The sequence below is a fragment of the Pseudomonas sp. Van50 genome (genome assembly GCF_055390755.1).
The window spans coordinates 4,234,458-4,258,048 of the sequence record NZ_AP024343.1 but is presented as its reverse complement, the minus strand read 5'-3'; the positions used below and the strand labels follow the sequence as shown (position 1 = coordinate 4,258,048).

Below are 23,591 nucleotides of genomic sequence, written 5' to 3'. Positions count from 1 at the left end.
ACGGGAGGAACCGTTCACAGGTCGGCCTCGTCCAGTTCGGCCATCAGCGCTTGCATTTCGTCATCGGACAGGCCCGAGGCGCTGAATTCGGTGCTGTCGGCTTGCGGCTCGGCGGCGCTCGGCTCCAGCGGTTGCGCGACCTCGGCCATGGCCGCGATGGTCTGGCGTTCGAAGACTTGCTTGGCCGACAGCGCGATGCCTTGCTCGTGGGCCTGGGCCACCACTTGCAGGCTCAGGATCGAGTCACCGCCGATGGCGAAGAAGTTGTCGGTGACACTCACTGTCGAGAGTTTCAAGACCTTGGCGACGATCGCTTGCAGGGCGGTTTCCATGGCGTTGCGCGGCGCCACGTGGGCGTTTTCGTCGAACTGGTCCGGGTCGGGCAACTGGCGGGTGTCGAGCTTGCCGTTGGGCGTGCGCGGAAAGCTTGCCAGGGTCAGCACCAGGGCCGGCACCATGTACGACGGCAGGCGTTCACCGAGGAAGCGCTTGATCGCCTCCGAATCCGGCGCGTAGCCGTGGGCAGCCAGGATGTAGGCGAGCAGGCGTTTGCCTGCGGCATGTTCCTGGACGATCACCGCGGCTTCGCGCACGTCGCTGTGGCTGCACAACTGGCGTTCGATTTCGCCCAGTTCGATGCGGTAGCCGCGGACCTTGACCTGATGGTCCTTGCGGCCCAGGAACGCCAGGCGTCCGTCGGCCAACCAGCACGCCAGGTCGCCCGTACGGTAGGCACGAGTGCCGTCGGCCAGGGTGACGAAGGCCTTGGCGGTTTCTTCGGGCTTGTTGCGATAGCCGCGGGCCAGGGTCGGGCCGGCCAGGACGATCTCGCCCGGTTCGCCAATGCCGCAAGCGCGGTCGAATTCGTTCAGCAGGCGCAGGTCCATGCCGGCGATGGGGCGGCCGATGCTGACGTTCCGGCTGGGCTCCAACACTTCATAGGTGGCCCAGACCGTCGCTTCAGTGGGACCGTATTCGTTCACCAGCCGGGCGTTTGGCAGGGTCTTGCTGTGTTGCGCGATCAGCGACGGCGGGCAAGCTTCACCGGCGACGATCCAGCAGGCGAGGGGAGCGGCTGCGTCGCTGCGCTGCAATTGATCGAGCAGGGCCTGGTACAGCGATGGCAGCGACAGGCCGTGGCTGACCTGATGCTGGGCAATCAACTGCGCCAGGCGAGCCATCTCCAGCTCTTCACCCGGGGCGGGCAACACCAGGCGTCCGCCTTGGGCCAGGGTCCAGAAAATCCCGGCGACCGAACTGTCGAAGGCAAACGAGGACAGCAGCAGGTAGGCGCGCACGGGCGTCTCATAGGCGGCCATGCGCACTTGGGTCGAGAAACTCAGCGCGCCATGGCTGATTTCCACGGCTTTCGGCGCACCGGTAGAACCGGAGGTGTAGATCAGGTAGGCGAGGTCGTTCGCGTCCGGCAACGGCAGCGCCGGCCAATCGCCGAGGTCCGGCGTTGTCAGGTCGTCCAGCACGAAGCGTTGCAGATGGACCGGCACGCTGTCGGCCAGTTCGGCGCTGACCACGATGTGGGCAATGGCGCTGTCGGCGAGCATGTAGGCGCGGCGGTCGGCCGGGTAGGTCGGGTCGACTGGCACGTAGGCGCCACCAGCTTTCAAGACGGCGAGCATGGCAACGATGGCCGCGTTGCTGCGGGCGAACAGGATGCCGACGGGCACCCCGGGGCCGATGCCGGCGGCGACCAGTCGATGGGCCAGTTGCGTGGCGCAGGCGTCGAGGCGGCTGTAGCTGAGGTCGCCGTCCTGGTCGCTGAGGGCGATGGCGTTCGGTTGCTGGCGAACCTGACGGGCAATCAATTCCACCAGCGTCACGGGTTCGATGGACGGCACGCTCGCGCTGGCGTCAATCAGTTGGGATTGCAGTGTGCCACCCAGGGGCAACTGGGCCCAGGCCTGTTGCGGTTCCGCCAGGGCACCTTGCAGCAGTTGCAGCCATTGCTCGGCAAGGCAGCCGGCGGCTTCGGCGCTGAGGGCATGGCGGTCGTAGACCAGTTGCGCGTGCAGGCCGTCGGGCAATTGGCGGACGTTCAGGCATGCCTTCAGCGGATTCATCACCGCGCTGGCATGACGCTCCCGGGCATCGCCCGAGCGCCAGGCAAAGGCGTATCCGGCGTCGAGGGTGCCGGTGTAATAGTCCTGCCAGCCGACCGCCCGTTCCAGGGTGGCGGCTACTTGCGCGCTTTGCTCCAGCAGGGTCACCTGGGCATCCAGTTCGATGTTCACGGGCAGGCACTGCTCGAACAGACCCAGGGTGTTCTCCAGTTCCGCGCCGCGACTTTCATGGATCAGGGTGAGCGGCACCTGTTGTTGGCCGGCCAGTCGTCCCAATACCGCTGCCCATGCCGCCAGCAGCACGTCCGGGGTCAGGGCCGGGTGGCGGGCAAGGTCGGCCGGCAGCGCCAGGTCCAATCGGGTCGGCGCAAACCCGCCTTCGAGGATCGATTCGAGGGACAGTTGCAGGGTGGCCTGTTCGGTTTCGCCCGAGGGTTTCCAGAAGCTCACGCCCGGATGGTCCGGCGCGTCTTCAACCAGGCTCCAGCGCCATTCGGCGTAGTCGGCGTACTGCAAGGTGTCGGACAGGTCCGTGGCGCTGTCTTGCAGCAGTGCACCGGCCAGCCATTTCAGGCTGGCGAGGTCGAAGTGGCTGCTGGCCGCCGCCAGGTCCAGGATCGTCTGTTCATCGGACAGGCGCACCAGGGTCACGTACAGGGGAGACGTCCAGTCGCGGGGCTGGTCGGCGAGTTGGGCCAGCGCGGCGTCCTGGTCGGCGTGGTTGTATTGACGCAGGTCCTGGAGCTTCACCGCCAGCGGAGCGGTTTCGTCGATCACCTGCACCGGGTGGCGCAGGCCGGGCACGGGCATCAGGCGCGTGCGCAGGATTTCACTGTCGGCCACCAGCGCCTGCAGGCGCTTGTTCAGGGCGTCGATGTCCTGCGGTTGCGACAGCGACCATTGCAAATGGCAACTGAACGGGTGCTCCGCCGCGCCATTGATGTGGGGGTAAACCGATGCCTGTTGCGGCGAAATACGAAAACCTTGAAGTCCGCTCATGTTCATCTCGACTGGAAAAGGGCTTGAGCCTGGATCGCCGCACAGACGCTGGGGCTTGCTGGACATGGGTCAGGCAAGCCTCCTGCGAACGGCGGGTGGACCCGTTGAATGTCAGACGGCAACGTCGCTCGACAGCAGGGCTTCAGCCATGCCGGTCATGATGGCGCGCTTGCCGGTAAAGGGTTCGCGACCGTGCACAGCGAGCATGTTGTCGATGAACAACACGTCTCCCTGTTGCCAACTGAACCGCACCAGCGAGTCGAGGTAGGCCGCGCGTAGCGACTCCAGGACCTGGGGCTCGATGGGTTCGCCATCGCCATAAAAGGTGTTGGTGGGCAGGTCGAGGTCGTTGAAGTTGCTTTGCAGCGAATCGCGGATTCGCCCAGGCAGGGTGCTGATGTGGAAGAACGTGGCGTGGTTGAACCAGACCTCTTCGCCGGTGCGCGGATGGCGCACCACGGCCGGCCCGCGTTGGCGGGTGCGCAGGCGATTGTGGTCTTTCCATTCCACTTCGATGCCGACGCTGGCGCAGTAGGCTTCCACTTCGCCACGGTCTTCGGACTGGAACACGGTCTGCCACGGCAGGCCGAAACCATCGCCGTAGTTGCGAACGTACAGCACGCCTTTTTCCCGGAACCGCGCTTCGATCTGCGGGCTGATCCTGGCCTTCACGGCGCGGGTCGAGCCGATCGGTGTTTCACCACCGGTCTCGGACGGCAGTTGGCAGTAGAAGAACAGCCGCAGCGGGAAGCGCGGTGAGTAGGAGTGTTCGTTGTGGGGGAAGATCATCTGGTCGGCCGGGTAGTCGGTCGAGGTGTAGATATTGCCGCCGACCCGTGTCCGGGGCGAGGCACGGAACATGTATTCCAGCGCTCCGGGGGAAAGGGCGGCGATCACCTGGTCGAACTGCTCGACGGACGCGACGTTGAAGCCACGAAACAGCAGGGCGCCGTACTGCAGCAGTTTCTTTTCCAACGACTCGCGTTCCCGGGTGGCCCAGGCGATCAGGTCGACGCCACTGACCGCTGGCTCGATCACCAGGGGCAGGGCATGGTCCGGGCTGAGCAGGCGCTCGGTCACCAGTTGTTGTTCCGAGACGTTCATGGCTTTGCGACGCACGGCGCCGAGGGCGCGTGGCGATGGGGGCACGATAGACATAACGGCATCCGACTCGGTTAAAGGGACAAGGAGCGACGTTTGGCTTGCATCATCTGGCTGCGACCGGCCAGCGCCTGGGACTGTTGTTGCTCACGGGCAAAGGCCTGGTCCCAGCTGTCGATGCGCTCGGCCAGTGCCGGCAACGGCTCGTCCAGCAGGGTGTGCAGGTGTTCCAGCAGGCACGTCCACAGATGTTGCAGGCGCAAGGCTCGGCCCTGGTCGAAGTAGTCGCCGCGATACTTGAGGGTCGCGGCAAGGCCTTCGCTGCCGTGCACGAGGTCGAGTACCAGGTGGAAATCCCCTGGTGCCTGGGCCACGTCCAGCGCGGCCAACTGCGCGCCGGCGATGGCGGTCGGCGTCACCCGTGACGGTTGATAGTTGAGCTTGACCTGGAACAGCGGCGAGTGACCGGGACGGCGCTGCGGCGCGAGGGCCGAGACCACCAGATCGAAAGGCAGGCCTTGATGGGCGTAGGCCAGGCGCGCTTCATCGCGAACCCGCTCAAGGAAACCGGCCAGGGTTGGCTCGCCACGCAGGTCACAGCGCAGGGTCAACTGGTTGACGAAGAAGCCGATGACGTCGTTGTGCTCGGCCAATGGCCGGCCGCTGACGTCGGTGCCCAGCAGGAATTGCTGCTGGCCGCCCAATTGCTTGAGCACCAATTGGTAACTGCCCAGCAACAGCATGAACAAGGTCATGCCTTGCTCGCGGGCCAGTGCTGCCAACCGCTCGCAGCTGGCCTGGGGCACGGTGAAGTCCAGGCTGTGTTCGCCCGGGGCCTGGCCGCTGCCACCCAGCTCCAAGGTTTGGGGCATGCCGGCCAAGTGTCCGCGCCAGAAGTCCTGCTCGTCGGCGATCCGCTGTTCGTTCCAGTGCCGGGCTTCCCATTGGGCGAAATCGAGGTATTGCTCCGGGAGCGCGGCGTCGGCCGCCCCCGCCAGTTCCGCCAGCAATAGTTGCGCCGAGCGCCCGTCGAAGGCGATGTGGTGCAGGGTCAGCAGCAGGTCATGCTGTTGGTCATGTCGGCTGAATAACTGCGCCTGCAGCAGCGGGCCGGCTTGCAAATCGACGGGGGTGGCGTGTTCGTGGGCCAAGCGCTGGCTCAGCGTCTGTTGTTGCTGCGCTTCATTCTGCTCACGCACATCATGATGGACCAGCGCTACCGCCGTGGCCGGCAACACGTGTTGTTGCGGGCCATCGACACCGTCGCGGTACACCGTGCGCAGCACGCCATGTCGCTCGACCAGCGTGTTCAACCGCAGGGCCAGCGTCTCGATGTCCAGCGGACCTTGCAGGCGCAGGTGCAGCACCAGGTTGTGGCGGGTGTCGTCCGGGTTCAGTTGGCGCAGGAACCACAGGCGACGCTGGGCGAACGATTGATGCCCCTGGCTGAGGTTGGCCTGCTCGGTCGAAGCCTCGGCCGTCGGCACCGGCTGATTCAGGAGGTCTTGCAGGGCCAGCGCCCATTGGCCGAGGGTGGTTTCCCCGAACAGATCTTGGGTATCGAGGTTCCAGCCCAGGTCCTTGTGCAGGCGCGCGGCGAAGTCGGCCACGCCGATGGAGTCCAGGCCCTGGCCGATCAGGCTGAGGTCGAAGTCGGCGGAAAAATACGGGTTGACCGCGTGCAGCGTCTGTTCCAGCCATTGGCGGCAGGCGGCTTGGGCCTGTTGCGGCGTTTCGGTCGCCAGGCGCTTGAGCTGGGCAAGGTCGAGGGCCACGCCGTTCGCGGCCAGCACGGCACCGCTCTGGGCGATGATGCTCAGCGTGCCTGCAGCGAGCTGTTTGCGTGCGCCTTGACGGGCGATCTTGCCACTGGTGGTCATCGGGATGGTGCCGGCTTGCACCAGCACGATCTGATCGATGCCACAGTCGGCGGCTTCGCGCACGGCGTTTTGCATTGATGCGAACAGCGCCGGGTGATGCGCCGGGTCGACGAACTTGCGTTGCGGCTCGGCGACAATCACCAGCTTCTCGCGACCCAGTGCCGGGTCCATTTCCGAGAAGGCGGCGATGCGCCCGGTGCGGATGCCCGGCTCGGCGTCGGTAATGGCGAATTCGATGTCGTGAGGGTAGAGATTGCGCCCATTGAGAATCAACAGGTCCTTGAGCCGTCCGCAGATCACGACTTGGCCTTCGTGCATGAAGCCCAGGTCGCCGGAGCGCAGGTAATGCTCCGATGAACCGACAATCCGGGCTTCAAAGGCTTCGCGCGTGGCTTGGGGATTCTTCCAATAGGATTCGGCGTTGCTCGGGCCCTTGAGCCAGACTTCGCCAATACGATCGGCGGCGCACTGCTCGAAGGTGTGCGGGTCGACGATGGCAATGCTGTGCAGGGCTTGCGGGTAACCACAGGCGACGAACTCCACGGCGGCGGCATCGGCCGCCGCCAGCGCCACGCGGCCGGTCTCCAGCACGGCCTTGTCCAGGCGCAGCACCACCGGCAGCGCGTCGGCCGGCGTGGCGCTGACACACAGGGTCGCTTCGGCCTGGCCATAACCGGGGCTGATGGCCAATGGGTCGAGGCCACAGGCGGCAAAGCGCTGGGCGAACGCTTCGAGGGTGCCAGGGTGGATCGGTTCGGCGCCGTTGATCGCGTGCTTCCAGGCGCTCAGGTCGAGCTGCGCGATGAGGTTATCGCTGACCACACGGTTGCACAGGGCATAGGCGAAGTTGGGGGCGAAACTGGCGGTGGCGCGGTAGCGACTCAACGCTTGCAACCAGGTCGACGGCGCATTGACGAAGGTCTGGGACGCCATCAGGTAGCACGGCATGCCGCTGTAGAGCGGGGCCAGCATACCGCCGATCAGGCCCATGTCGTGGTACAGCGGCAGCCAGTTGACCATGGCGCCGTGTTCGTCGAAAGCGTAGGCCTGGCGCATCAGTTCGACGTTGGCGATCAGGTTGCGCTGACGTACTTCGACGCCTTTCGGCGAGCCGGTAGACCCCGAGGTGTATTGCAGGAAGGCCACGGTCGAAGCGTCGATGGCCGGGCGTTGCCACTGGCTGGCCGGTGGTGTGCCCAGGTCCTGGACAGTCAGCACATCGACCCGGCCCTCCACCAGTTCCAGCAAGCCTTCGCAATAATCCGCCGGGGCGAGAATCAGTGCCGGCTCGGCATCCACCACCACGTTGCGCACGCGGTCGAGGTGGCGCGGTTTGCGCGACGGTGGCGGAAACAACGGCACCGCAATCAGGCCCGCATACAGGCAAGCGCAGAAGGCGCGGGCGTAGTCGAGGCTGCTGGGCAGCATCAAGAGCACCCGATCACCCGGTGCATAACGCGCTTGCAGCGCGGCCGCCAGGGAGCGGGATTGCTCGTGCAGTTGGGCAAACGTCAGGGTTTCGCCAATCTCTACGCCGTCCGGCAGAAAATGCAGGGCGGCACGCTGAGGGAAGTGCTGGGCGTTGGCTTCCAGCACGTCGATCCAGTGTTCGAATGAAAACATGTGCAGTTCACGCCATGGCCACGATGACTTTGCGGTCACCGGTGAAAGGATTGCGACCGTGTGCCACCAGTCGGTTGTCGAGCATCAGGATATCGCCGGGCTGCCAGGGGAAACTGATGGCAGTCTCGTGATAGACCTCGCGCACGGTGTCGAGCATGTCGTCGGCGATCGGCGAACCGTCGCCGAAATAGACATGGCGCGGCAGGTTTTCTTCACCCACCGCCGCCAGCAGGCTGGCGCGTACGCTCGGTTCGATGGCCGAGACATGGAACAGGTGCGCCTGGTTGAACCAGACCCACTCACCGGTCTCGGGATGCTGCTGCACGGCGGCGCAACGCTGGCGGGTGCGCAGGTCGCCGTCGGCTTTCCATTCCCATTCGATGTCGTTGTCCTGGCAGTAGCGTTCGACCTGGGCGCGGTCCTGGGTGTTGAAGACTTTTTCCCAGGGCAGGTCCAGGGCGCCACTGTAGTTGCGCACATAAAGCAGCTCGCGGCTGGCGAACAGCTCGCGGATGTCGGCAGGCATGCGCTGGTAGATCAGGCGGCTGTCGGCAATCGGGGTCTCGCCGCCGGTTTCACTGGCCTTGATGCAGTGGAACCAGATGCGCGAAGGCCAGGGGCGGGTGTAGGCCTGTTCGTTGTGCAACGGAATGAACTGATGGGCCGGGTACTCGGTGGAGCTATAGACCCCGGCGAAGACTTTGCTGCGCGGCGTGGAGCCGAATTCGTAGCTGGCCAGCGGCGCGCCGAAGCTGGCGGCGAAGCGCTTGAAATCGATGGGGGTGGCGACGGTGAAGCCGCGGAACAATACGCCGCCCACCTTAGTCAGGACCTGGGCCAGGCCGTCGCGAATCGAGGCGTCCAGGTCATGGATAGACTGTCCCGATGTCCCCTGCACCAGCACGGGCAGCGCTTGGGCGCTTGCATCCGTGGGCGCCATTGAAAACAGTTCGGAACGCCCGTTCAGGTGTTCGATTGAGGTCATCCTTGTGCATCCTCTTATAGCTTCTTCGACCAGTCACAAGACCTTGAAAGCAGGGCAGCGGTCGGTTGTGTAGGACTCGTCTGTAATGTATTCAATTCAATACAAGACGACATACTAGGTACAAATGAGAGGGATTATCAATACTATTTATTTAATTTTTTTTTTGGATTAGACTCCGCTCCGCTGGCGCCAAACAGCCTTCGGCCAGCTCAAAAAACCAAAAATATCTGTCGCAGGGGAGCGGGGCGTGAATTTCAAAAAGAACACAATTGCGTTGGCTGTAGGGTCGGCCATAGGCTTGAGCAACGGCGCTTGGGCGGCTGAAGAAGCCGGCAAGATGGAGATCGCTCCAATCACCGTGACCGGTGAAAAGATCGACCGTACCCTCGAAAAGACCCAGTCCAGCGTTGTGGTCGTCACCGACAAGAATCTGCGTGAGCACGGCGACAAGGACCTGGTGGATGTGTTTGCCCGCACGCCCGGCGTCTATAGCCAGGCTGGCAATGAGAACTGGGGTATCCGTGGCGTGCCGGTGTCCGGTTTTGACGATCAGGGCCCGGCGGCTCTCAACGGTGCGGTGTCGGTGTATGTCGACGGTGCCGTGCAGCCCAACCGCGCACTGACCCTCAGCCCGGTCCCGCTGTGGGATGCCGAGCAGGTCGAGGTTTTCCTTGGCCCGCAATCCACCACCCAAGGTCGTAACTCCCTGGCGGGTGCGGTGGTCATCCAGACCAAGAACCCAACCTTCGAACCGAGTTTCTCGGCGCAGACCAGCGTGGGCAACTACGGTGAGCACGGCGCGGCCGTGGCGGGTGGCGGGGCCATCGTGGATGACAAGATCGCCGGGCGTATCGCCGTGGATTACGGTGAAGGTGACGGCTATATTCGCAACACCACGCTCAATGACGACGCCAACCCGCGTCGCACCAGCAACACCCGCGGCAAATTGCTGATCCTGCCTAACGATGACACCGATGTCCTCTTGACCTACGCCCACAGCGAACACCGCCAGGGCGACCGTTCGACCATGCGCGTCAACGGCAAGCCGAGCTACTACGACATCGCGTCCAACACCAAGGCCTTCGACAACCTCAAGCAGGACACCCTCAGCGCCAAGGTGGACTATCGCCTGAACGATGCCTGGTCGCTGACAAGCATGACCGCCAATACCAGTACGGACTACAGCAACCGCCTGGACTTCGACCAGACTGCCGTGGACAACGAGGTCGTTCTGCGTAAACAGGACGGTAACCTGTTCAGTCAGGAGCTGCGTCTGAATTACGCCTCGGACACGGTGAAGAGTTTCGTCGGGGCCTACTATGGCCACAACACCAACAACTTCCACGACCGGTTGCTGTTCGATGACGTACTGGTTCGTACCGTCAAAGGTGATACCAAGATTGAAAACAAGGCGGTGTTTGGTGAAGTGAACTGGACGTTCGCGCCGCGCTGGACGTTGATCACCGGCCTGCGTTACGACCACGAGACGAACGATACCGATATCGAGGAGGACGGCCGCTTCGTCCCGGAGAAAATCAAAAAGTCGTTTGATGCCGTGCTACCGAAACTGGGCATCGACTACGAACTGGCAACGGACCAGTACCTCGGTTTCATGGTGCAGAAGGGCTATCGCGGTGGCGGTGTCAACCTGCGCTCCGGTAGTGGTCACCAGGCCTACGACCCTGAATACACCACCAACTACGAGTTGTCCTATCGCGGTTCCTTCTTCGACAAGACCCTGCGCACCCGCGCCAACCTGTACTACACCGACTGGAAAGACCAGCAGGTCAGTGTGCGGGAGAACGGTAGCAACGTCATTGATATCTTCAACGCCGGTCGCAGTGACATCAAGGGCCTGGAGGTCTTTGTCGAAAAAGACATCACCGAGCAACTGACCCTCAATGTAGGTGGCGCCATCACCGATGCCAAATACAAGGACTTCGTTGCGGACAATGGGCAGGACCGGAGCGGCGAATCGTTCCTTTACTCGCCCAAGTACAAGATGTCCGTGGGCGGTGTCTATCGCTTCGACGACCGTCTGATATTCGGCACGGACGTGACCTACCAGAGCACCGCGCCTTCGGAATACGAGTTCGATGCCAGCGGCAAGGTCACCGGTGAACGCCGCAGCGACAACTACGTACTGGTGAACTTCAACACCGAGTACAAAGTCACCAAGAACGTTGCTGTGTCCGCCTACGTGAAGAACGCGTTCGACAAGGAATATGTCACCAACAACCGCAACGACGACATCATCGACGTCGGCGCACCGCGCACGGTGGGGATGATTCTGCGTTACGACATGTAAACCCAAGGGCGCGGGGAGGCAATCTCCCCGCGCCCGCTCCAACGTTTCGGATGTTTGTTTCCAGGCTGTTCGTTCCCTTCCAAACCCAGCCTCCATGGAGGAAATCATGAGTGCTTTTTCGAATGTCACAGCAGGTGGCGCGCAACAGCTACGCCTGTTGCACACCGGTCTGTCGAGCCCTTACTGCCTCGATTCGACGCCGCTGCTGGAGCGTCAGCAACAGCAGGAATCCAACGCCCGCAGTTACCCGCGACGCATTCCCCTGGTGCTTGAAAGGGCCCATGGCATTTATGTGCAGGACAGCCGGGGGCAAGTGTTCGTCGATTGCCTGGCCGGTGCCGGGACCCTGGCGCTGGGGCACAACCACCCGGTGATCATCGAAGCCATCACCCAGGTCATGGCGGCCGGCGTGCCGATGCATACCCTGGACCTCATGACACCTGTGAAGGACGCATTCGTCCAGGAAATTTTCGCTTGCCTGCCCAGCGAGTTCGCTCGTCACGCACGCATCCAGTTCTGCGGCCCGAGTGGGGCCGATGCGGTCGAGGCCGCGCTCAAGCTGACTCGCACCGCCACCGGGCGACACTCGGTCCTGGCGTTCGAAGGGGCCTATCACGGGATGACCCTGGGCACGCTGGCCATCAGTGGCAACCTGTCGCCCAAAAATGCCCTTGGTGCCTTGATGCCAGGGGTACAGCGCCTGCCGTTCCCCCACGATTATCGTTGCCCGTTCGGGGTGGCCGGCGATCAGGCGGTCACCTTGAACGTGCGCTACCTCGAACACTTGCTCAACGACCCGGAAAGTGGGGTGACCGCCCCCGCGGCGATGATCCTGGAGCCAATCCAGGGCGAGGGCGGGGTGATTGCCGCGCCGGATCGCTGGCTGCAGGAACTGCGCCGGTTGACCCAGGCCCACGGTATTCCGCTGATCGTCGACGAGATCCAGTGTGGCATTGCCCGCAGCGGGCGGATGTTCGGCTTCGAGCAATCGGGCATCACCCCGGATGTCATCACCCTGTCCAAAGCCATTGGCGGCGGGTTGCCGCTGTCGGTGATGGTTTACCACGAGTCGCTGGACGTCTGGCAGCCGGGTGCCCACGCCGGCACGTTCCGCGGCAATCAGTTGGCGATGGCGGCGGGTACCGCGACCTTGCGCTTCATCCGCGATCAAGGCTTGGTCCAGCATGCCGAAACGGTGGGGGCTCATCTGCAAAAACAATTGCAGGCACTGCAAAACGAGTTCGACTGGATCGGTGATGTGCGTGGGCGTGGCCTGATGCTCGGCATGGAAATCGTCGACCCGCAGGGTACCCCGATGTACAGGGGCATCCGCCGGTGGACACGGCCCGGGCCAAGGCTTTCCAGCAGGCGTGCCTGAAGCACGGATTGATCGTTGAACTGGGCGGCCGCCACGGCGCGACCGTCCGCTTCCTGCCGCCGTTGATCATCACCGAGCAGGAAATCGATTTTGTCGGGAAAATCCTGTTCCAGGCCGCGAGCACGATCAACGAGCGTCCCGCACGCTGATCATCGGGTCAGGGTCAGGGTCAGGGTCAGGGTCAGGGTCGGCGTCCGGCTTGGACGCTGGCCCCGGTCCAACGCGCACTCAGTAGTCCCAATAGGCTGCTACCCAACGAAAGGCATCACCGTCGACCGCCACCCGGCCAACGGAGGGGAACGGCAGGTGAGTGGCGACCAGCAGCTCACCGGACGCCGCCGCGTCTTGCATCAGGCGGACCCGAACGCGGACCGATTCTTCAGGGTCATGCTCAAAGCCGTTGTGCCAGTCGGGGTGGTCGAAAGCGACCGGGAACAACGCATCGCCGGCGAACGTCAAGCGCTCCTCGCCGCAGGTCACGTGGACCACGCTGTGCCCTGGCGTATGGCCGCCGGTGCGCTTGACCAGCACGCCCGGAGCGACCTCGTAGGCTTGCTCGAATGTGCGCAGCTTGTCGTGGTACTCGCGCATGAATTGCTCGGCGGTGGCGCGCAGTACGTCCGGTACCGGTGAGGGCATGGAGGTGAGGGAGAAATCCGGTGCCGCCCAGAACGCTACCTCGCTAGCGGCCACGTGGATCCGCAGGTCTGGACGCAGCCGGCGCTTCACCTCATCAACCAGCAGCCCACCAATGTGGTCTATGTGCATGTGGGTAATCACCACGTCGGTCACCGACGCCAGATCGATACCGGCGGCGGCAAGGCGCTTGGGAAACTGCCCGGCCCGCGGGAAACCGGGAAACTGGCCGCCGAGCCCGGCATCGACCAGTATGGTCTGCTCGCCGCTCCGTATCACCAGCACGTTCAGCGCCCAATCGAAGGCGTCCGGGCCCAGGAACATGTCCTTGAACCAGGCCGCGCGGGCAGCTGGGTCGGCATTGGTGGACATCGTTGCGGTCGGCAGGGACAACACTCCATCGCTGACCACCAGTACGTCGATCTCGCCAATTTTCAGCGCATAACGCGAAGGGACCAACTCCTCGTACGAGGCAGCGTGCAAGCTCATGTTTGAATCCGGATGCATTCCATCCTTTGCTGCAGGGGCGTTCAAATGTGTGGTCATGGTCGTTCTCCGAAGGCTTGGCTCAAGGGCTTTGGCGAAAGCCGCCTTTCTCGGCATGAGAAAGTGGCTGTCGCTGGAGAATGAGTCTGCATCGCGCCGGACCGCGTTCGATACCATACGTGGGTATGTTGTACAGGCGCTTTAGCGTGATGGACCCCAGCAAAAGGTATGGGCATTCAGTGAGCCGGGGAGACGACGGTACAGGCGCCATTGATGCGACTGACCCACCGCCATCGCGAGCAAGCTCGCTCCCACAGGGGACGTGGGTGTTCATGAGCTTTGCATACAACGCAGGGCCAAATTGTGGGAGCGAGCTTGCTCGCGATGGCGGCGGCACAGTCACCATCGATTTAAGCTGATCCACCGCTTTCGCGAGCAAGCTCGCTCCCACAGGGGATCTGGGTGTTCATGAGCTTTGCATACAACGCAGGGCCAAATTGTGGGAGCGAGCTTGCTCGCGATGGCGGCGGCACAGTCACCATCGATTCAAGCTGATCCACCGCTTTCGCGAGCAAGCTCGCTCCCACAGGAAAGTCAGGGGGCATGTTTAAGCGGGGTCATTCCAGCGCTTGAACCACCAGCGCAGCCGGGAGATCGGTTTGCCCTCGGCGTCCAGTGGGCGGCCGTCCTGGGCGTAGGCTTGGGCCGGTTCCAGCAGTTGGCCGTTGAGGTAGCGGGCTTCGACCGCCGGGTTGCCGTTGGGGTGCAGGCGGCGGTAGCGGCCGTCGCGCACACCGTCGCGATAGACCTCGGCTTCGGCCAGTTGCCCGTCGGGGAAGTAGTTGTTGGCCTCACCGTGCAGCAACCCTCGGCGATACGTGGCCTGGCGTTGCAAGCCGCCTTCGGCCGCGTAAAAACTCGCCACGCCCTGCAATTTTCCCTTTACGAACGGCAGGACCGCCGAGACCTTGCCATTGGGGTGATACAGGGTGCTGGTGCCCTGCAGTTCACCTTGGCTGTAGTTGAGTTTTGCCTGCGGGCGTTGAGCTTCTTCGATGTGCAGCGGGCCGTCGAGCCGGCCATCGACCAGTTGCCCGTCCAGCCGGCTGTCGCCGCGTTCCAGGTCCAGTCTTTTCGTGGTCATCGCCGTGCTCCCGTCAGTTGACCTTCACCAGGCCACCCTTGATGGTCAGCATGCCGCCACCGTCCACCGTCTGTTCGGCGGCCGCCTTGTTCACCAGGCTGATGCCGGCGTCGTTGGTCAGGGTGGTGCCAGCCTTGTTTTCCAATGACGTCCCGGCCTGGTTGCTCAGGGCCGTGCCGGCTTTCTGGCTGATGGACGTGCTGGCCTGGGCTGCCAGGTCCGCGCCGCTCTTGATGGCGAAGCTGCCGCCGCTTTGCAGGGTCAGGGTGCCGCTGACCTTGATGGTCAGGTTGCCGTCCACCGTCAGGCTGTAATTGCCGGTGACCTTGTGGTCGTAGTTGCCGCCGGTGCTGTGGGTCTGGTCCGAGCCCACGGTGACGGTGCGGGTGTCCTTCACATCGAGGCTGTCGCTGCCGGTCTGGATGGTCACGCTGCGCTTGCCTTTCTCCAGGGTGACGGTCTCGTCGCCTTCCTTCACCGTGCGGGTGCGGGCGTTTTGCACCGTGAGGGTTTCGTCATGGCCGACGGTGGCGGTGGTGTCGTTGAGCACGTTGATGTTGAAGTCCTTTTGCGCCTGGAGAAACACCTCTTCGGCGTCCTTCTTGTCTTCGAAACGCAACTCGTTGAATCCGCCGCCGCCCTTGGACGAGTTGGTCTTGATTCCGGATTGGGTCTGGTTCGCCGGCAGCGCGTAAGGCAGGGCGTTGTCGCCGTTATAGACGCAACCGGTGACCAAGGGACGATCCGGGTCGCCGTCGATGAAGGTCACGATGACTTCCTGGCCGATTCGCGGCACGAACTGCATGCCAAAACCTTTGCCGCTCCAGGGCAGGACCACGCGCACCCAGCAGGAGGAAGTCTCGTCGTTCTTGCCGGTACGGTCCCAGGGGAACTGCAACTTGATCCGCCCGTATTCATCGGTCCAGATCTCTTCGCCGGCCTTGCCCACCACCACGGCCGTCTGGGTGTGCATGCGCGGTTTTGATGTGGTGCGGGCCGGTCGATAAGCGGTGGCCTTGGGGATCGCTTCGAAGCGATTGCGGTAGCTTTCATGGCTGGCTTCGTGGCTGACTGAGGTCACCACCCAGTCGATATTCAGCGTCGTGTCTTCATGGCCGGCGAGGGTGAACCAATACCCCGGCACCAACCAGCGACAGTCGCTCTCGCCGACAAAACGTTTCTCCTGGCTGCGCAGGCCGTCCACCCGCTGTTTGGTCAGTGCATCACCCTGGGCCTTGGCGTTGTAGCCGCCCGGATGTTCGTACATCGAGTTGGGTCCGGCCACGGCTTCGGCCTGGCTGAAGAGCGATGTGGTCGGCGTGGTGAATTCATAATCGGTGGCTTGGTAAACCCCGGCCACCGCCTGCAGGCACACCTGCCCTGAGCGGATGCCGTGCAGTTCCCGCTCGCCCATTCCCTGCCCGAGATAATTCACAGTCGGCCCGTTGGGAATCGGTGCGAAGGCGTCGTTGCTGTCGGCCAGCACCAGGGTGTGCTTACCGGCTTCATGGCTGAAGAACCAAAAGATCCCATCTTCTTCCAGCAGTCGGGAAACGAAGGCCAGATCGGTTTCGCCGTACTGGACGCAGTACTCCCTTGGCGTGTAACTGCCGCTGAGTTTGAGCTGGAAATCGGTAAACGCGTGGGCCTTGAAGATCGTGGTGACGATGTCCGAGGTGGCAAGGTTCTGGAACACGCGGTTATTGCTGGCAAGGCTCAGCCACCAGAGCCAGGGGCGCAGTACCAGTTGATAGCGCTCGGCGGTGGCGTCGGCGGGCAGTTGGCGGATTTCGGCGACCAGCCCATCCAGCGGGCGCAGCAGGGCGTCCTTGTGCAGCGTGGTGGTCACGTGGCTGGCGACCGCCGTGGTGAGGTCCAGCGAGGCGCCGTCGTTGATGCCGTTGAGAATGTGCGAGCCCAGGGCATTGAGGCGTTCTTCGCCGGACAGCGAGTCGGGGTAGAGCGCCGACAGCGTGGCGGCGGTGAGGGAGAGGGTGGTGTTGCTGTCGGTGGAGCGGGGCATTGAAAGTCCTCACGACTTCAAGAAAAACGCAGGCGTCAGCTGTAATGAGTGGTGATGAAATTGTACGGCGCGCTTAATTCGTTCGATCGACTGAAAGGAAGGCCATGAGGGTACGTGTCTATGTTGCAGAGATAAGCGGTAAAGGACCCCTCGGCGTCGAAGACCCATGAATCACCACGGTTCAATGTCTTGTCCAGCAACTCACGATTTTTCTGGCTTGTAGCGACGACAACGACCCAGCGATTATCAGCCTTGAACCCGTGGAGCTTGTTGACATCCCGGGTGATGGATTCCTGAAGGTTCGCACCCCCGAAATCTCCGTTTGTGCTCTCTACCTTGATTTCCACTGCATAACTCTTTCCCAGAAGAACGAAATAGAAATCCACCTTCTCTGCGCTGTAAGGCCAGGGGTAACTGATCTCCCTGACCTTGGCAGTGATCCCGTAGCCACGTTGGAGGTGGTAGGAAATCTCAACTTGGGCGGCGCTTTCCCACGGGCCGTTCGAAGTCCAGCTTTTATTGAACTGGCTGGGTGTGCCGGAGAAGTCTTGCGGATGGACGCCAGCCGCTTGCAATACAACGTTCAAAAAGTCTCCTTCCGTCATGATGGCTGTCTCCGCTGAGTAAGAAGCTGTTGTAAAAGTCGGCCGGTTTAGCAGTATTACTCCAACACCCACTCCGCCAACTTCCCTGTCACCTGTGTCATCAACACATTCTCGACATCCCGTGCCCCCGCCGCGCTGCATTTGGCCAACACGGCCTTGACGATCCCGGCATCGAATTCGAACTGCTTGCCAGTCGCCGCCTTGTAGCGCCCGCGCAATTTCTCCAACTTCGCCAACACAATCCCTTCCAGCGTCGCCTCATCCAGCGGCCGGTACGCCACCACCGTCATGCGCGCCAGAAACGCCGGGCGGAACGCTTGCAGCAGCACCTTGTGCAAGGCCTCGTTGAAGGCGTCGGTGCCCAGTTGCGCCACCGGCGTGTCCAGCAGCAGTTCGGCGCCGACGTTGCTGGTGGCGAGCATCACGGTGTTCTTGAAGTCCACCACCAGGCCGGTGCCGTCTTCCATCAGGCCTTTGTCGAAGACGTTGTAGAAGGCTTCGAGCACGTCCGGGTGGGCCTTTTCGATTTCATCCAGCAGCACCACGGAATAGGGTTTGCGCCGCACCGCTTCGGTGAGCACGCCACCGCTGCCGTAGCCGACGTAGCCGGGCGGGGCGCCTTTGAGTTGGCTGACGGTGTGGGCTTCCTGGTACTCCGAGAGGTTGATGCTGATCAGGTTGCGTTCACCGCCGTACAAGGCATCGGCCAAGGCGTAGGCGGTTTCGGTCTTGCCCACGCCGGTGGGGCCCACCAGCAGGAACACGCCGACCGGTTTCTGTGGGTCGGTGAGGCCGGCGCGGTAGGCTTGCAGGCGCTGGGCGATGGTGTTCAGCGCCGTACTTTGGCCCATGACTCGCTGGCCCATGCGCTGGCCGAGGGTGCGCACGGCGTGGGCTTCGTCGGCGAGCATCTTGCCCACCGGGATGCCGGTCCAGCCGGCGATCACGGCGGCGACGGTCTTGCTGTCCACCTGTTCGGGCACCAGCGGATCGTCCTGGCGAATGGCATCGAGGCCGGCTTCCAGGCGCAGCAGTTCGGCGGCCAGGTGGTCGATGCGGTTATCGACCTCGGTGTCGGCTTTTTCACTGTCGGCCCGTTCGCTCAGGGCCAGCAGTTCGCGCCGGGTGTCGAGCAGTTCGCGCACGGCTTCGCGCTCTTCGCCCCAGCGGGTTTCCAGCTCACGGATGGCCTGCACATTGCTGGTCGATTCGCCCTCCAGCAGGGTGATGCGCTCGCGGTGATCCAGGCCAGTGGCCTGCTCGCGGCGCAGGCGTTCGACTTCATCCTTGAGGCTGTTCTGTCGGTGGCGCAGGCTTTCCAGCGGCGGCGGCACGTCGTGTTGACCGAGGGCGACACGGGCGCAGGCGGTGTCGAGCACGCTGATGGCTTTGTCCGGCAACTGCCGCCCGGAGATGTAGCGGTGGGACAGTTTCACCGCCTCGTGGATGGCGGCGTCCAACACTTGCACGCCGTGGTGCTGTTCCAGTTTGCTCGCCACGCCGCGGAGCATTTCCACGGCGGTGAGTTCGTCCGGTTCTTCGACCTGCACCAACTGGAAGCGGCGGGCCAGGGCCGGGTCTTTCTCGAAATATTTTTTGTATTCCAGCCAGGTGGTGGCGGCCAGGGTGCGCAATTCGCCCCGGGCCAGGGCCGGCTTGAGCAGATTGGCCGCATCGCTGCCGCCCTCCGCACCGCCGGCGCCGATCAGCGTGTGGGCTTCGTCAATGAACAGGATGATCGGTTTTTCGGCGCTGCGTACCGCGTCGATCACGCCCTTGAGGCGTTGTTCGAATTCGCCCTTGACCCCGGCGCCGGCCTGTAACAGGCCCAGGTCGAGGACGCGCAGGGTGACTTCCTGCAACGATGGCGGCACATCCCCGGCAGCGATCCGCAGGGCCAGGCCTTCCACCACGGCGGTCTTGCCGACGCCCGGCGCGCCCACCAGGATCGGGTTGTTCTGCCGGCGCCTGAGCAGGATGTCGATGCACTGACGGATTTCGCCGTCGCGGCCGACGATGGGGTCGATGCGACCGTTCCGGGCGTCGGCGGTCAGGTCCTGGGTGTACTGGTCCAGCACCGGGTCCTGTTTCTGTGGCGCCTCGCCGGGCTTGGCCGGGCGCACGCCAGCGACATGCTCACGGGAGCTTTCAGTCCATTCCAATAGCTGGGCGCGCAGGGCGTCGCGGGGAATGCGCAGCAGCGACGAGGCGCTGTTGAGCAGCAGGCTGCGGCGCTCATCACGGTCCAGCAGTGCCAGCAGCAACAGCCCGGAGCGGATGCTGTCCAGGCCCAACACACTGGCCTGGACCACGGCATCTTCCAGCAGGCCGATGGTGTGCGCCGACAGGGCGGGCGTGCGGGTGCTGCCGGATTTGAACAGGTCCAGGGCCTTGTTGGTTTCCGCGGCCACCGCGTCACGTTCCAGGCCGAAACGCGGCAGCAGGCAGGCGAAGTCACCGCCCTCGATGTCGAGCAACTCCAGCAGCAGGTGTTCGATTTCCACGTAGTGGTGGCTGCGCTGCATGCAGCGTTGCGCGGCCCGTTCCAGGGCGCGGCGGTTGTCCGGGTTGAGGCGTCCGATCAGGCTGGCCAGTTCCATTTCAGGCAATCTCCGGCTGGCGAAGGCGGGTTTCGATCCGTTGCACGGCCAGGCTTGGCTGGCGTTGCAGGCCACCGTTCCAGTTCAGCCGTGGCGCTGCCTGGCGACCCAGTTGCAGCGGGCCTGCACCGCGGACCAGCAGCACCAGGGTGCAGTCCAGGTCGGGGCCGAAATACAGGGCGTAAAGGCTGGCGAGCAGCGGATGGGTCTCGCCGGTGGGCAGCAATCCGCTGGCCTGGGCCGTGCTCAGCGGGCCGAGGGTCAGGCGCACGCCGGCATGTTCGTCCCAGACCCGGGTGCCGGCCACCGCGTTGCGGCCCAGGCGCAGGTTGCGCCCGCCCGGTTGCAGGCGGCTGCGACTGGCGGGCGGGATTTCACGCCAGCCACCTTCGTAGGCACTCAGTTCCACGGGCAAGCCGAACTGCTCGCGAACAATCGCCGCGAACCCGTCCAGGGAACGCCGGCCATCGGCGTACAGCGCGGTGCAGGCCAGGACCGCCGAGTCGGGGGCGGCCTGGCGCTCCTGCAAGGCCTTGGGCAGCAGGCCGGTCAACGCTCGCAGCTGTGCGTGTACGGCGGACGCGCCTGGGGCGGTGAAACCGAGGGCGATGCGATGTTTGCGCATCACCTTGTAAAGCAGGCTGAGCAGGCGATGCTGGAACAGGTCGAGGAATTCCGCCGGGGCGTGATCCTTCGCCCGCGCTCGCTGTTGCAGCCATTCCTGGTAGGCGTAGGGCAGCGGGCCGTCCGGGCCTCCGAGGCCGAAGATCGGTGTGGTCAAGGTGGGCGGCAAGCCGGGTTCGTGGTCCAGGCTCTCGACTTCACTGGCGGCGAACAGCGGCGTCAAGGGCCCGCGCAGGCGCAAGGCTTCGGCGTGCGGCGCGGTGCCGCTGCCCAAGGGCTCGGCCTGGGGGTGTTCGCGTTCGAGCAACAACAGCGCCTGGAGCCATTCGAAGCGTTGCGGGTCGCGTCGCAGTCGCTCGCTCAGGTTCAGAGCACCAGGGGTTTGCCGGCTTGGGGTTGCCATGTCTTCACCTCCTTGTCGGACTGGACCAGCACCGTGCGTACGAAGCGGTTGGCAGTGGCGTAAAGGGAAAAGAACTGCGCCAGCACACCGGAGAAGAGCACGGCGCTGCTGCCGACAAAATGTTGCGGATCCAGGTGCAGGCGCACCTCCAGGCCGTTGCGCCAGCCGCGCCAGGCGTCTTCGCCGACATGGGCGATGACGCGCTCGCAGCCCAGTCCGGTGACCCCTTCGATCTGTCGGTGGGCGCTGGCTTCGTCCCGCAGGTTGTGCAATTCGAGAATCTCACGCAGTGCGTCCAGTGCCTGGGGGCCTTCGACCAGTGACAGATGGTTGAGGGTCAATTGCGACACCAGCCGCCAGCGCGATTCACCGTCTAGGCGCGGCAGGCTTTGCGGGCTGGGTGGGTTGCGCAGGCGCGCCCAGGCCACCGGTCCCGGGCGCTCGAAACCCAGCGGCGTACCGGCCGGCAGGCTTTGGGCCAGATGGCGGTTGGTGCACAGCAGTTCGGCGGTGAGGCTGTAGTCGCGGGTGTCGACCAGCGGGTCGAACCGGGTGTCCACCAGGCTGACCATCAAGTCGGTGCCCAGCCGGTTCGGGCTCATGCCGCTGACCCGGCGCGCATGCCAGTAGCAGGTTTGGTCGCTGCCATGCTGGCTGCCGTAGTAGGCCGGCACTTTGCGCACGCCCTGGCCGGAGATGGCGCGCATGCCCCGGATGCTGTGGATCTCGACGCTGTTTTCCCGGTGACTGTCGGCCACCAACCGGTACTCGCTACGGGTGCCATCCGGGCGCAGCGGCTCGGACGTGCGGGGGAACAGGTTGATCACCGGCGTACAGCCGAGGGCGATGTCGCTGGCCTGGAGCGGCAGGCGACTGCCGGGTGCCCGGTCGAACACGATGTACAGATACAAGGCCTGGCTGTCGCTGGTGGCGCCGGCCAGGGGCAGGTCGAAGAAACCGAATTTATCCGGGAAGGCAAAGTACTCGGCCAGCAGGCGCATGCCAGGGTGCACGCCGTCCTCGTCCGGCAACAAGACCTGGTCGCTGGCGAAGCCGACGATCTGCGGCAAGCCGGCCAACGGCTCCGGCACGCTGCCCGGCGCGCCGGCCAGGACCTTGATGGCGTGGGCACCCAGCAAATCGTACAGCCCGGCGTTGATCATCGGTGACGCCGCCAGGTGCACCCGCAGCGAGTCGATTCCCAGCGTCGACCACTGGCTTTCTCCCAGGCATCGCAATTCCAGGCGCAAGGCCGAACGGGCCTGGACCACCCCGGTCAGCGCCTGGGTTTCATCGCTGCCCAGCAGCAGCGCTTCGCTGACGTGGACTGGCCACAGATGTACGGCGGCCGTGGTGCGAAAATGAATGCTCTGGCCTGTGTCGGTGGTGACGAACAGCGGTGTGTCGCGGGGCAGCGGGTAGCCCTCGTTCAAGTTGCCTTTGCTCGGGTCGGGCTCGAACTGCACGATGGCACACGACGGCAAGGGCCGCATGGCCAGCGGGTAGAGCTGTTCGAGCAGGGCATCGCTGAATTCGGCGTAATCGTCGTCCAGCCGCCGTTGCAAGCGCGCGGCCAGCAGGGCGAACCCTTCCAGCAGGCGCTCGACGTGGGGGTCGGGGCATTCACCGGGGGACAGCTCCAGGCGCCGGGCGACCTTGGGATAACGCTCGGCGAACAGGCTCCCGGCGTGACGCAACCAGGTCAGCTCCCGTTGGTAATAGTCCAGCAGTTGCGGGTCAATCGAGTCGCTCATGGCGTACCTCCAGGCCGTCGCCGGCGGGCTCGATGACAAAGGCCACGGGCCAGGCATGCAGGTCGCCCCGCAACTCGCCCGACAGCCGAATGCACAGTTGCTGCGGATGGCCTGGCACCGGGCAGACCTGGACCTCGCCCAGACGCAGGCGAGGTTCGAAGTGGGTGATGGCCTGGCGGATTTCCCGGGTCAGTTGGCGCCGGTCATCGCTGCGCTGCTGTTGCAGCGCGGTCCAGTCGGCGATGCCGTAGTCGAGGATGCTCGGTGGATCGGTCAGCGCCCGTGGACCGCGTCGGGTATTGAACAGGCGCGACAGTTCGGCATGCACCGAGTCTTGCAACGCCTGTCGGTCGAACGCCCGCCCGGTGTCGTCCGCCGGGCTGGCCAGGCGTTCGAACAGGGGTGGGCGCAGCCCGAAGCCAGCCATGGGCGCGGCTGCCTTACTTGGTCATTTTGTTGGCGGCCAGGTCCCAGGTCGTGCCCGCCGTGCCTTCCTTGGTACCGTCGTCTTTCTGTGCGGTGAGTTCCCATTTGATCTTGGTGAAGTTCAGCGACAGGGTTTCCACCGGTTTGCCGCCGGTGCCGCCACTGACACTGACGTTGGACAGCACGACGTTGGTCAGGGTGTAGATGATGAAGGGCATGAGTTTGCCGCTGCCCTCGGCGGCGTTGCGGCCGATGGTGATGACGGCTTGCGGGATTGGCTTGCCGGCGCAGCAATACTCATTGAGGGTGGGGGTGGAGCTGTCGACGAATTTGGTCAGGGTGAATTCGCCGATGTGGGGCCGGCCGGAGGTGCGCTCCGAGTTACTGACGTCGTTGGTGACCTGCATTGCCACGTTATGGCTGTAGGACATGACCTCGATCTTGTCCGTGAACCCCTCCAGCAGGCTGTCGCCCTTGATGTCGCCGCCGAGGTCGAGAATGATTGCATCCATTGTGTGGAACTCCTGAAGTCGAGTGG

14 protein-coding genes and 1 pseudogene are annotated in these 23,591 nt (G+C 63.9%); 2 read left to right on the top strand and 13 right to left on the bottom strand.

The window, feature by feature from the left end; translation table 11 throughout:
* Positions 1-14 precede the first annotated feature (14 nt).
* The 4 genes from ACZ5M5_RS17945 to ACZ5M5_RS17930 all read right to left on the bottom strand — a co-directional run bounded on the left by ACZ5M5_RS17945 (position 15) and on the right by ACZ5M5_RS17930 (position 8,666).
* Positions 15-3,077, bottom strand: coding sequence for a non-ribosomal peptide synthetase (locus ACZ5M5_RS17945; protein ID WP_464737720.1), 3,063 nt, complete (start codon positions 3,075-3,077; stop codon positions 15-17).
* Positions 3,078-3,188: 111 nt separating this feature from the next.
* The gene (locus tag ACZ5M5_RS17940; RefSeq protein ID WP_060741935.1) at positions 3,189-4,235 is read right to left on the bottom strand and encodes a TauD/TfdA family dioxygenase; all 1,047 of its coding nucleotides are present in this window, start codon (positions 4,233-4,235) and stop codon (positions 3,189-3,191) included.
* Between the two features lie 17 nt (positions 4,236-4,252).
* Complete coding sequence (locus ACZ5M5_RS17935) at positions 4,253-7,681, bottom strand: condensation domain-containing protein (protein WP_464737719.1); 3,429 nt, start codon at positions 7,679-7,681, stop codon at positions 4,253-4,255.
* A 7-nt stretch (positions 7,682-7,688) separates the two neighbouring features.
* A complete protein-coding gene (locus ACZ5M5_RS17930) occupies positions 7,689-8,666 on the bottom strand; it encodes a TauD/TfdA family dioxygenase (protein WP_464737718.1) in 978 nt (325 codons plus the stop codon).
* Between the two features lie 247 nt (positions 8,667-8,913).
* On the opposite strand from ACZ5M5_RS17930, the gene ACZ5M5_RS17925 reads away from it, so the two are divergent.
* Complete coding sequence (locus tag ACZ5M5_RS17925; RefSeq protein WP_060741937.1) at positions 8,914-10,974, top strand: TonB-dependent receptor; 2,061 nt, start codon at positions 8,914-8,916, stop codon at positions 10,972-10,974.
* A 106-nt stretch (positions 10,975-11,080) separates the two neighbouring features.
* Positions 11,081-12,501, top strand: a pseudogene (locus tag ACZ5M5_RS17920) (diaminobutyrate--2-oxoglutarate transaminase).
* A gap of 79 nt (positions 12,502-12,580) precedes the next feature.
* Here the strand turns inward: ACZ5M5_RS17920 and ACZ5M5_RS17915 are convergent.
* The 9 genes from ACZ5M5_RS17915 to ACZ5M5_RS17875 form a co-directional block, all read right to left on the bottom strand.
* Positions 12,581-13,534, bottom strand: a complete 954-nt coding sequence (locus ACZ5M5_RS17915; RefSeq protein ID WP_464737717.1) for an MBL fold metallo-hydrolase — start codon at positions 13,532-13,534, stop codon at positions 12,581-12,583.
* A 547-nt stretch (positions 13,535-14,081) separates the two neighbouring features.
* A complete protein-coding gene (locus ACZ5M5_RS17910; RefSeq protein ID WP_464737716.1) occupies positions 14,082-14,618 on the bottom strand; it encodes a toxin-antitoxin system YwqK family antitoxin in 537 nt (178 codons plus the stop codon).
* A gap of 13 nt (positions 14,619-14,631) precedes the next feature.
* Entirely contained in the window at positions 14,632-16,641 is a 2,010-nt protein-coding gene (locus tag ACZ5M5_RS17905) for a type VI secretion system Vgr family protein (protein ID WP_060741940.1), read from the bottom strand.
* 35 nt (positions 16,642-16,676) lie between these two features.
* Complete coding sequence (locus ACZ5M5_RS17900) at positions 16,677-17,228, bottom strand: hypothetical protein (protein WP_225613510.1); 552 nt, start codon at positions 17,226-17,228, stop codon at positions 16,677-16,679.
* A gap of 74 nt (positions 17,229-17,302) precedes the next feature.
* A complete protein-coding gene (gene tssH, locus ACZ5M5_RS17895; RefSeq protein WP_103308066.1) occupies positions 17,303-19,846 on the bottom strand; it encodes a type VI secretion system ATPase TssH in 2,544 nt (847 codons plus the stop codon).
* A 1-nt stretch (position 19,847) separates the two neighbouring features.
* Complete coding sequence (gene tssG, locus ACZ5M5_RS17890) at positions 19,848-20,873, bottom strand: type VI secretion system baseplate subunit TssG (RefSeq protein ID WP_060741943.1); 1,026 nt, start codon at positions 20,871-20,873, stop codon at positions 19,848-19,850.
* Complete coding sequence (tssF, locus tag ACZ5M5_RS17885) at positions 20,837-22,627, bottom strand: type VI secretion system baseplate subunit TssF (RefSeq protein ID WP_103308064.1); 1,791 nt, start codon at positions 22,625-22,627, stop codon at positions 20,837-20,839. The genes tssG and tssF overlap by 37 nt, the downstream gene beginning before the upstream one ends.
* On the bottom strand, positions 22,611-23,054 hold the full coding sequence (gene tssE / locus ACZ5M5_RS17880) for a type VI secretion system baseplate subunit TssE (RefSeq protein ID WP_060741945.1): 444 nt from the start codon (positions 23,052-23,054) through the stop codon (positions 22,611-22,613). The genes tssF and tssE overlap by 17 nt, the downstream gene beginning before the upstream one ends.
* Before the next feature lie 13 nt (positions 23,055-23,067).
* A complete protein-coding gene (locus tag ACZ5M5_RS17875) occupies positions 23,068-23,565 on the bottom strand; it encodes an Hcp family type VI secretion system effector (RefSeq protein WP_046063980.1) in 498 nt (165 codons plus the stop codon).
* Positions 23,566-23,591: the final 26 nt, after the last annotated feature.

Coding starts and splice junctions, on each gene's coding strand:
- ACZ5M5_RS17945 (WP_464737720.1), bottom strand. CDS start 3,077: ATGAGCGGACTTCAAGGTTTTCGTATTTCGCCGCAACAGGCATCGGTT.
- ACZ5M5_RS17940 (WP_060741935.1), bottom strand. CDS start 4,235: ATGTCTATCGTGCCCCCATCGCCACGCGCCCTCGGCGCCGTGCGTCGC.
- ACZ5M5_RS17935 (WP_464737719.1), bottom strand. CDS start 7,681: ATGTTTTCATTCGAACACTGGATCGACGTGCTGGAAGCCAACGCCCAG.
- ACZ5M5_RS17930 (WP_464737718.1), bottom strand. CDS start 8,666: ATGACCTCAATCGAACACCTGAACGGGCGTTCCGAACTGTTTTCAATG.
- ACZ5M5_RS17915 (WP_464737717.1), bottom strand. CDS start 13,534: ATGACCACACATTTGAACGCCCCTGCAGCAAAGGATGGAATGCATCCG.
- ACZ5M5_RS17910 (WP_464737716.1), bottom strand. CDS start 14,618: ATGACCACGAAAAGACTGGACCTGGAACGCGGCGACAGCCGGCTGGAC.
- ACZ5M5_RS17905 (WP_060741940.1), bottom strand. CDS start 16,641: ATGCCCCGCTCCACCGACAGCAACACCACCCTCTCCCTCACCGCCGCC.
- tssH (WP_103308066.1), bottom strand. CDS start 19,846: ATGGAACTGGCCAGCCTGATCGGACGCCTCAACCCGGACAACCGCCGC.
- tssG (WP_060741943.1), bottom strand. CDS start 20,873: ATGGCAACCCCAAGCCGGCAAACCCCTGGTGCTCTGAACCTGAGCGAG.
- tssF (WP_103308064.1), bottom strand. CDS start 22,627: ATGAGCGACTCGATTGACCCGCAACTGCTGGACTATTACCAACGGGAG.
- tssE (WP_060741945.1), bottom strand. CDS start 23,054: ATGGCTGGCTTCGGGCTGCGCCCACCCCTGTTCGAACGCCTGGCCAGC.
- ACZ5M5_RS17875 (WP_046063980.1), bottom strand. CDS start 23,565: ATGGATGCAATCATTCTCGACCTCGGCGGCGACATCAAGGGCGACAGC.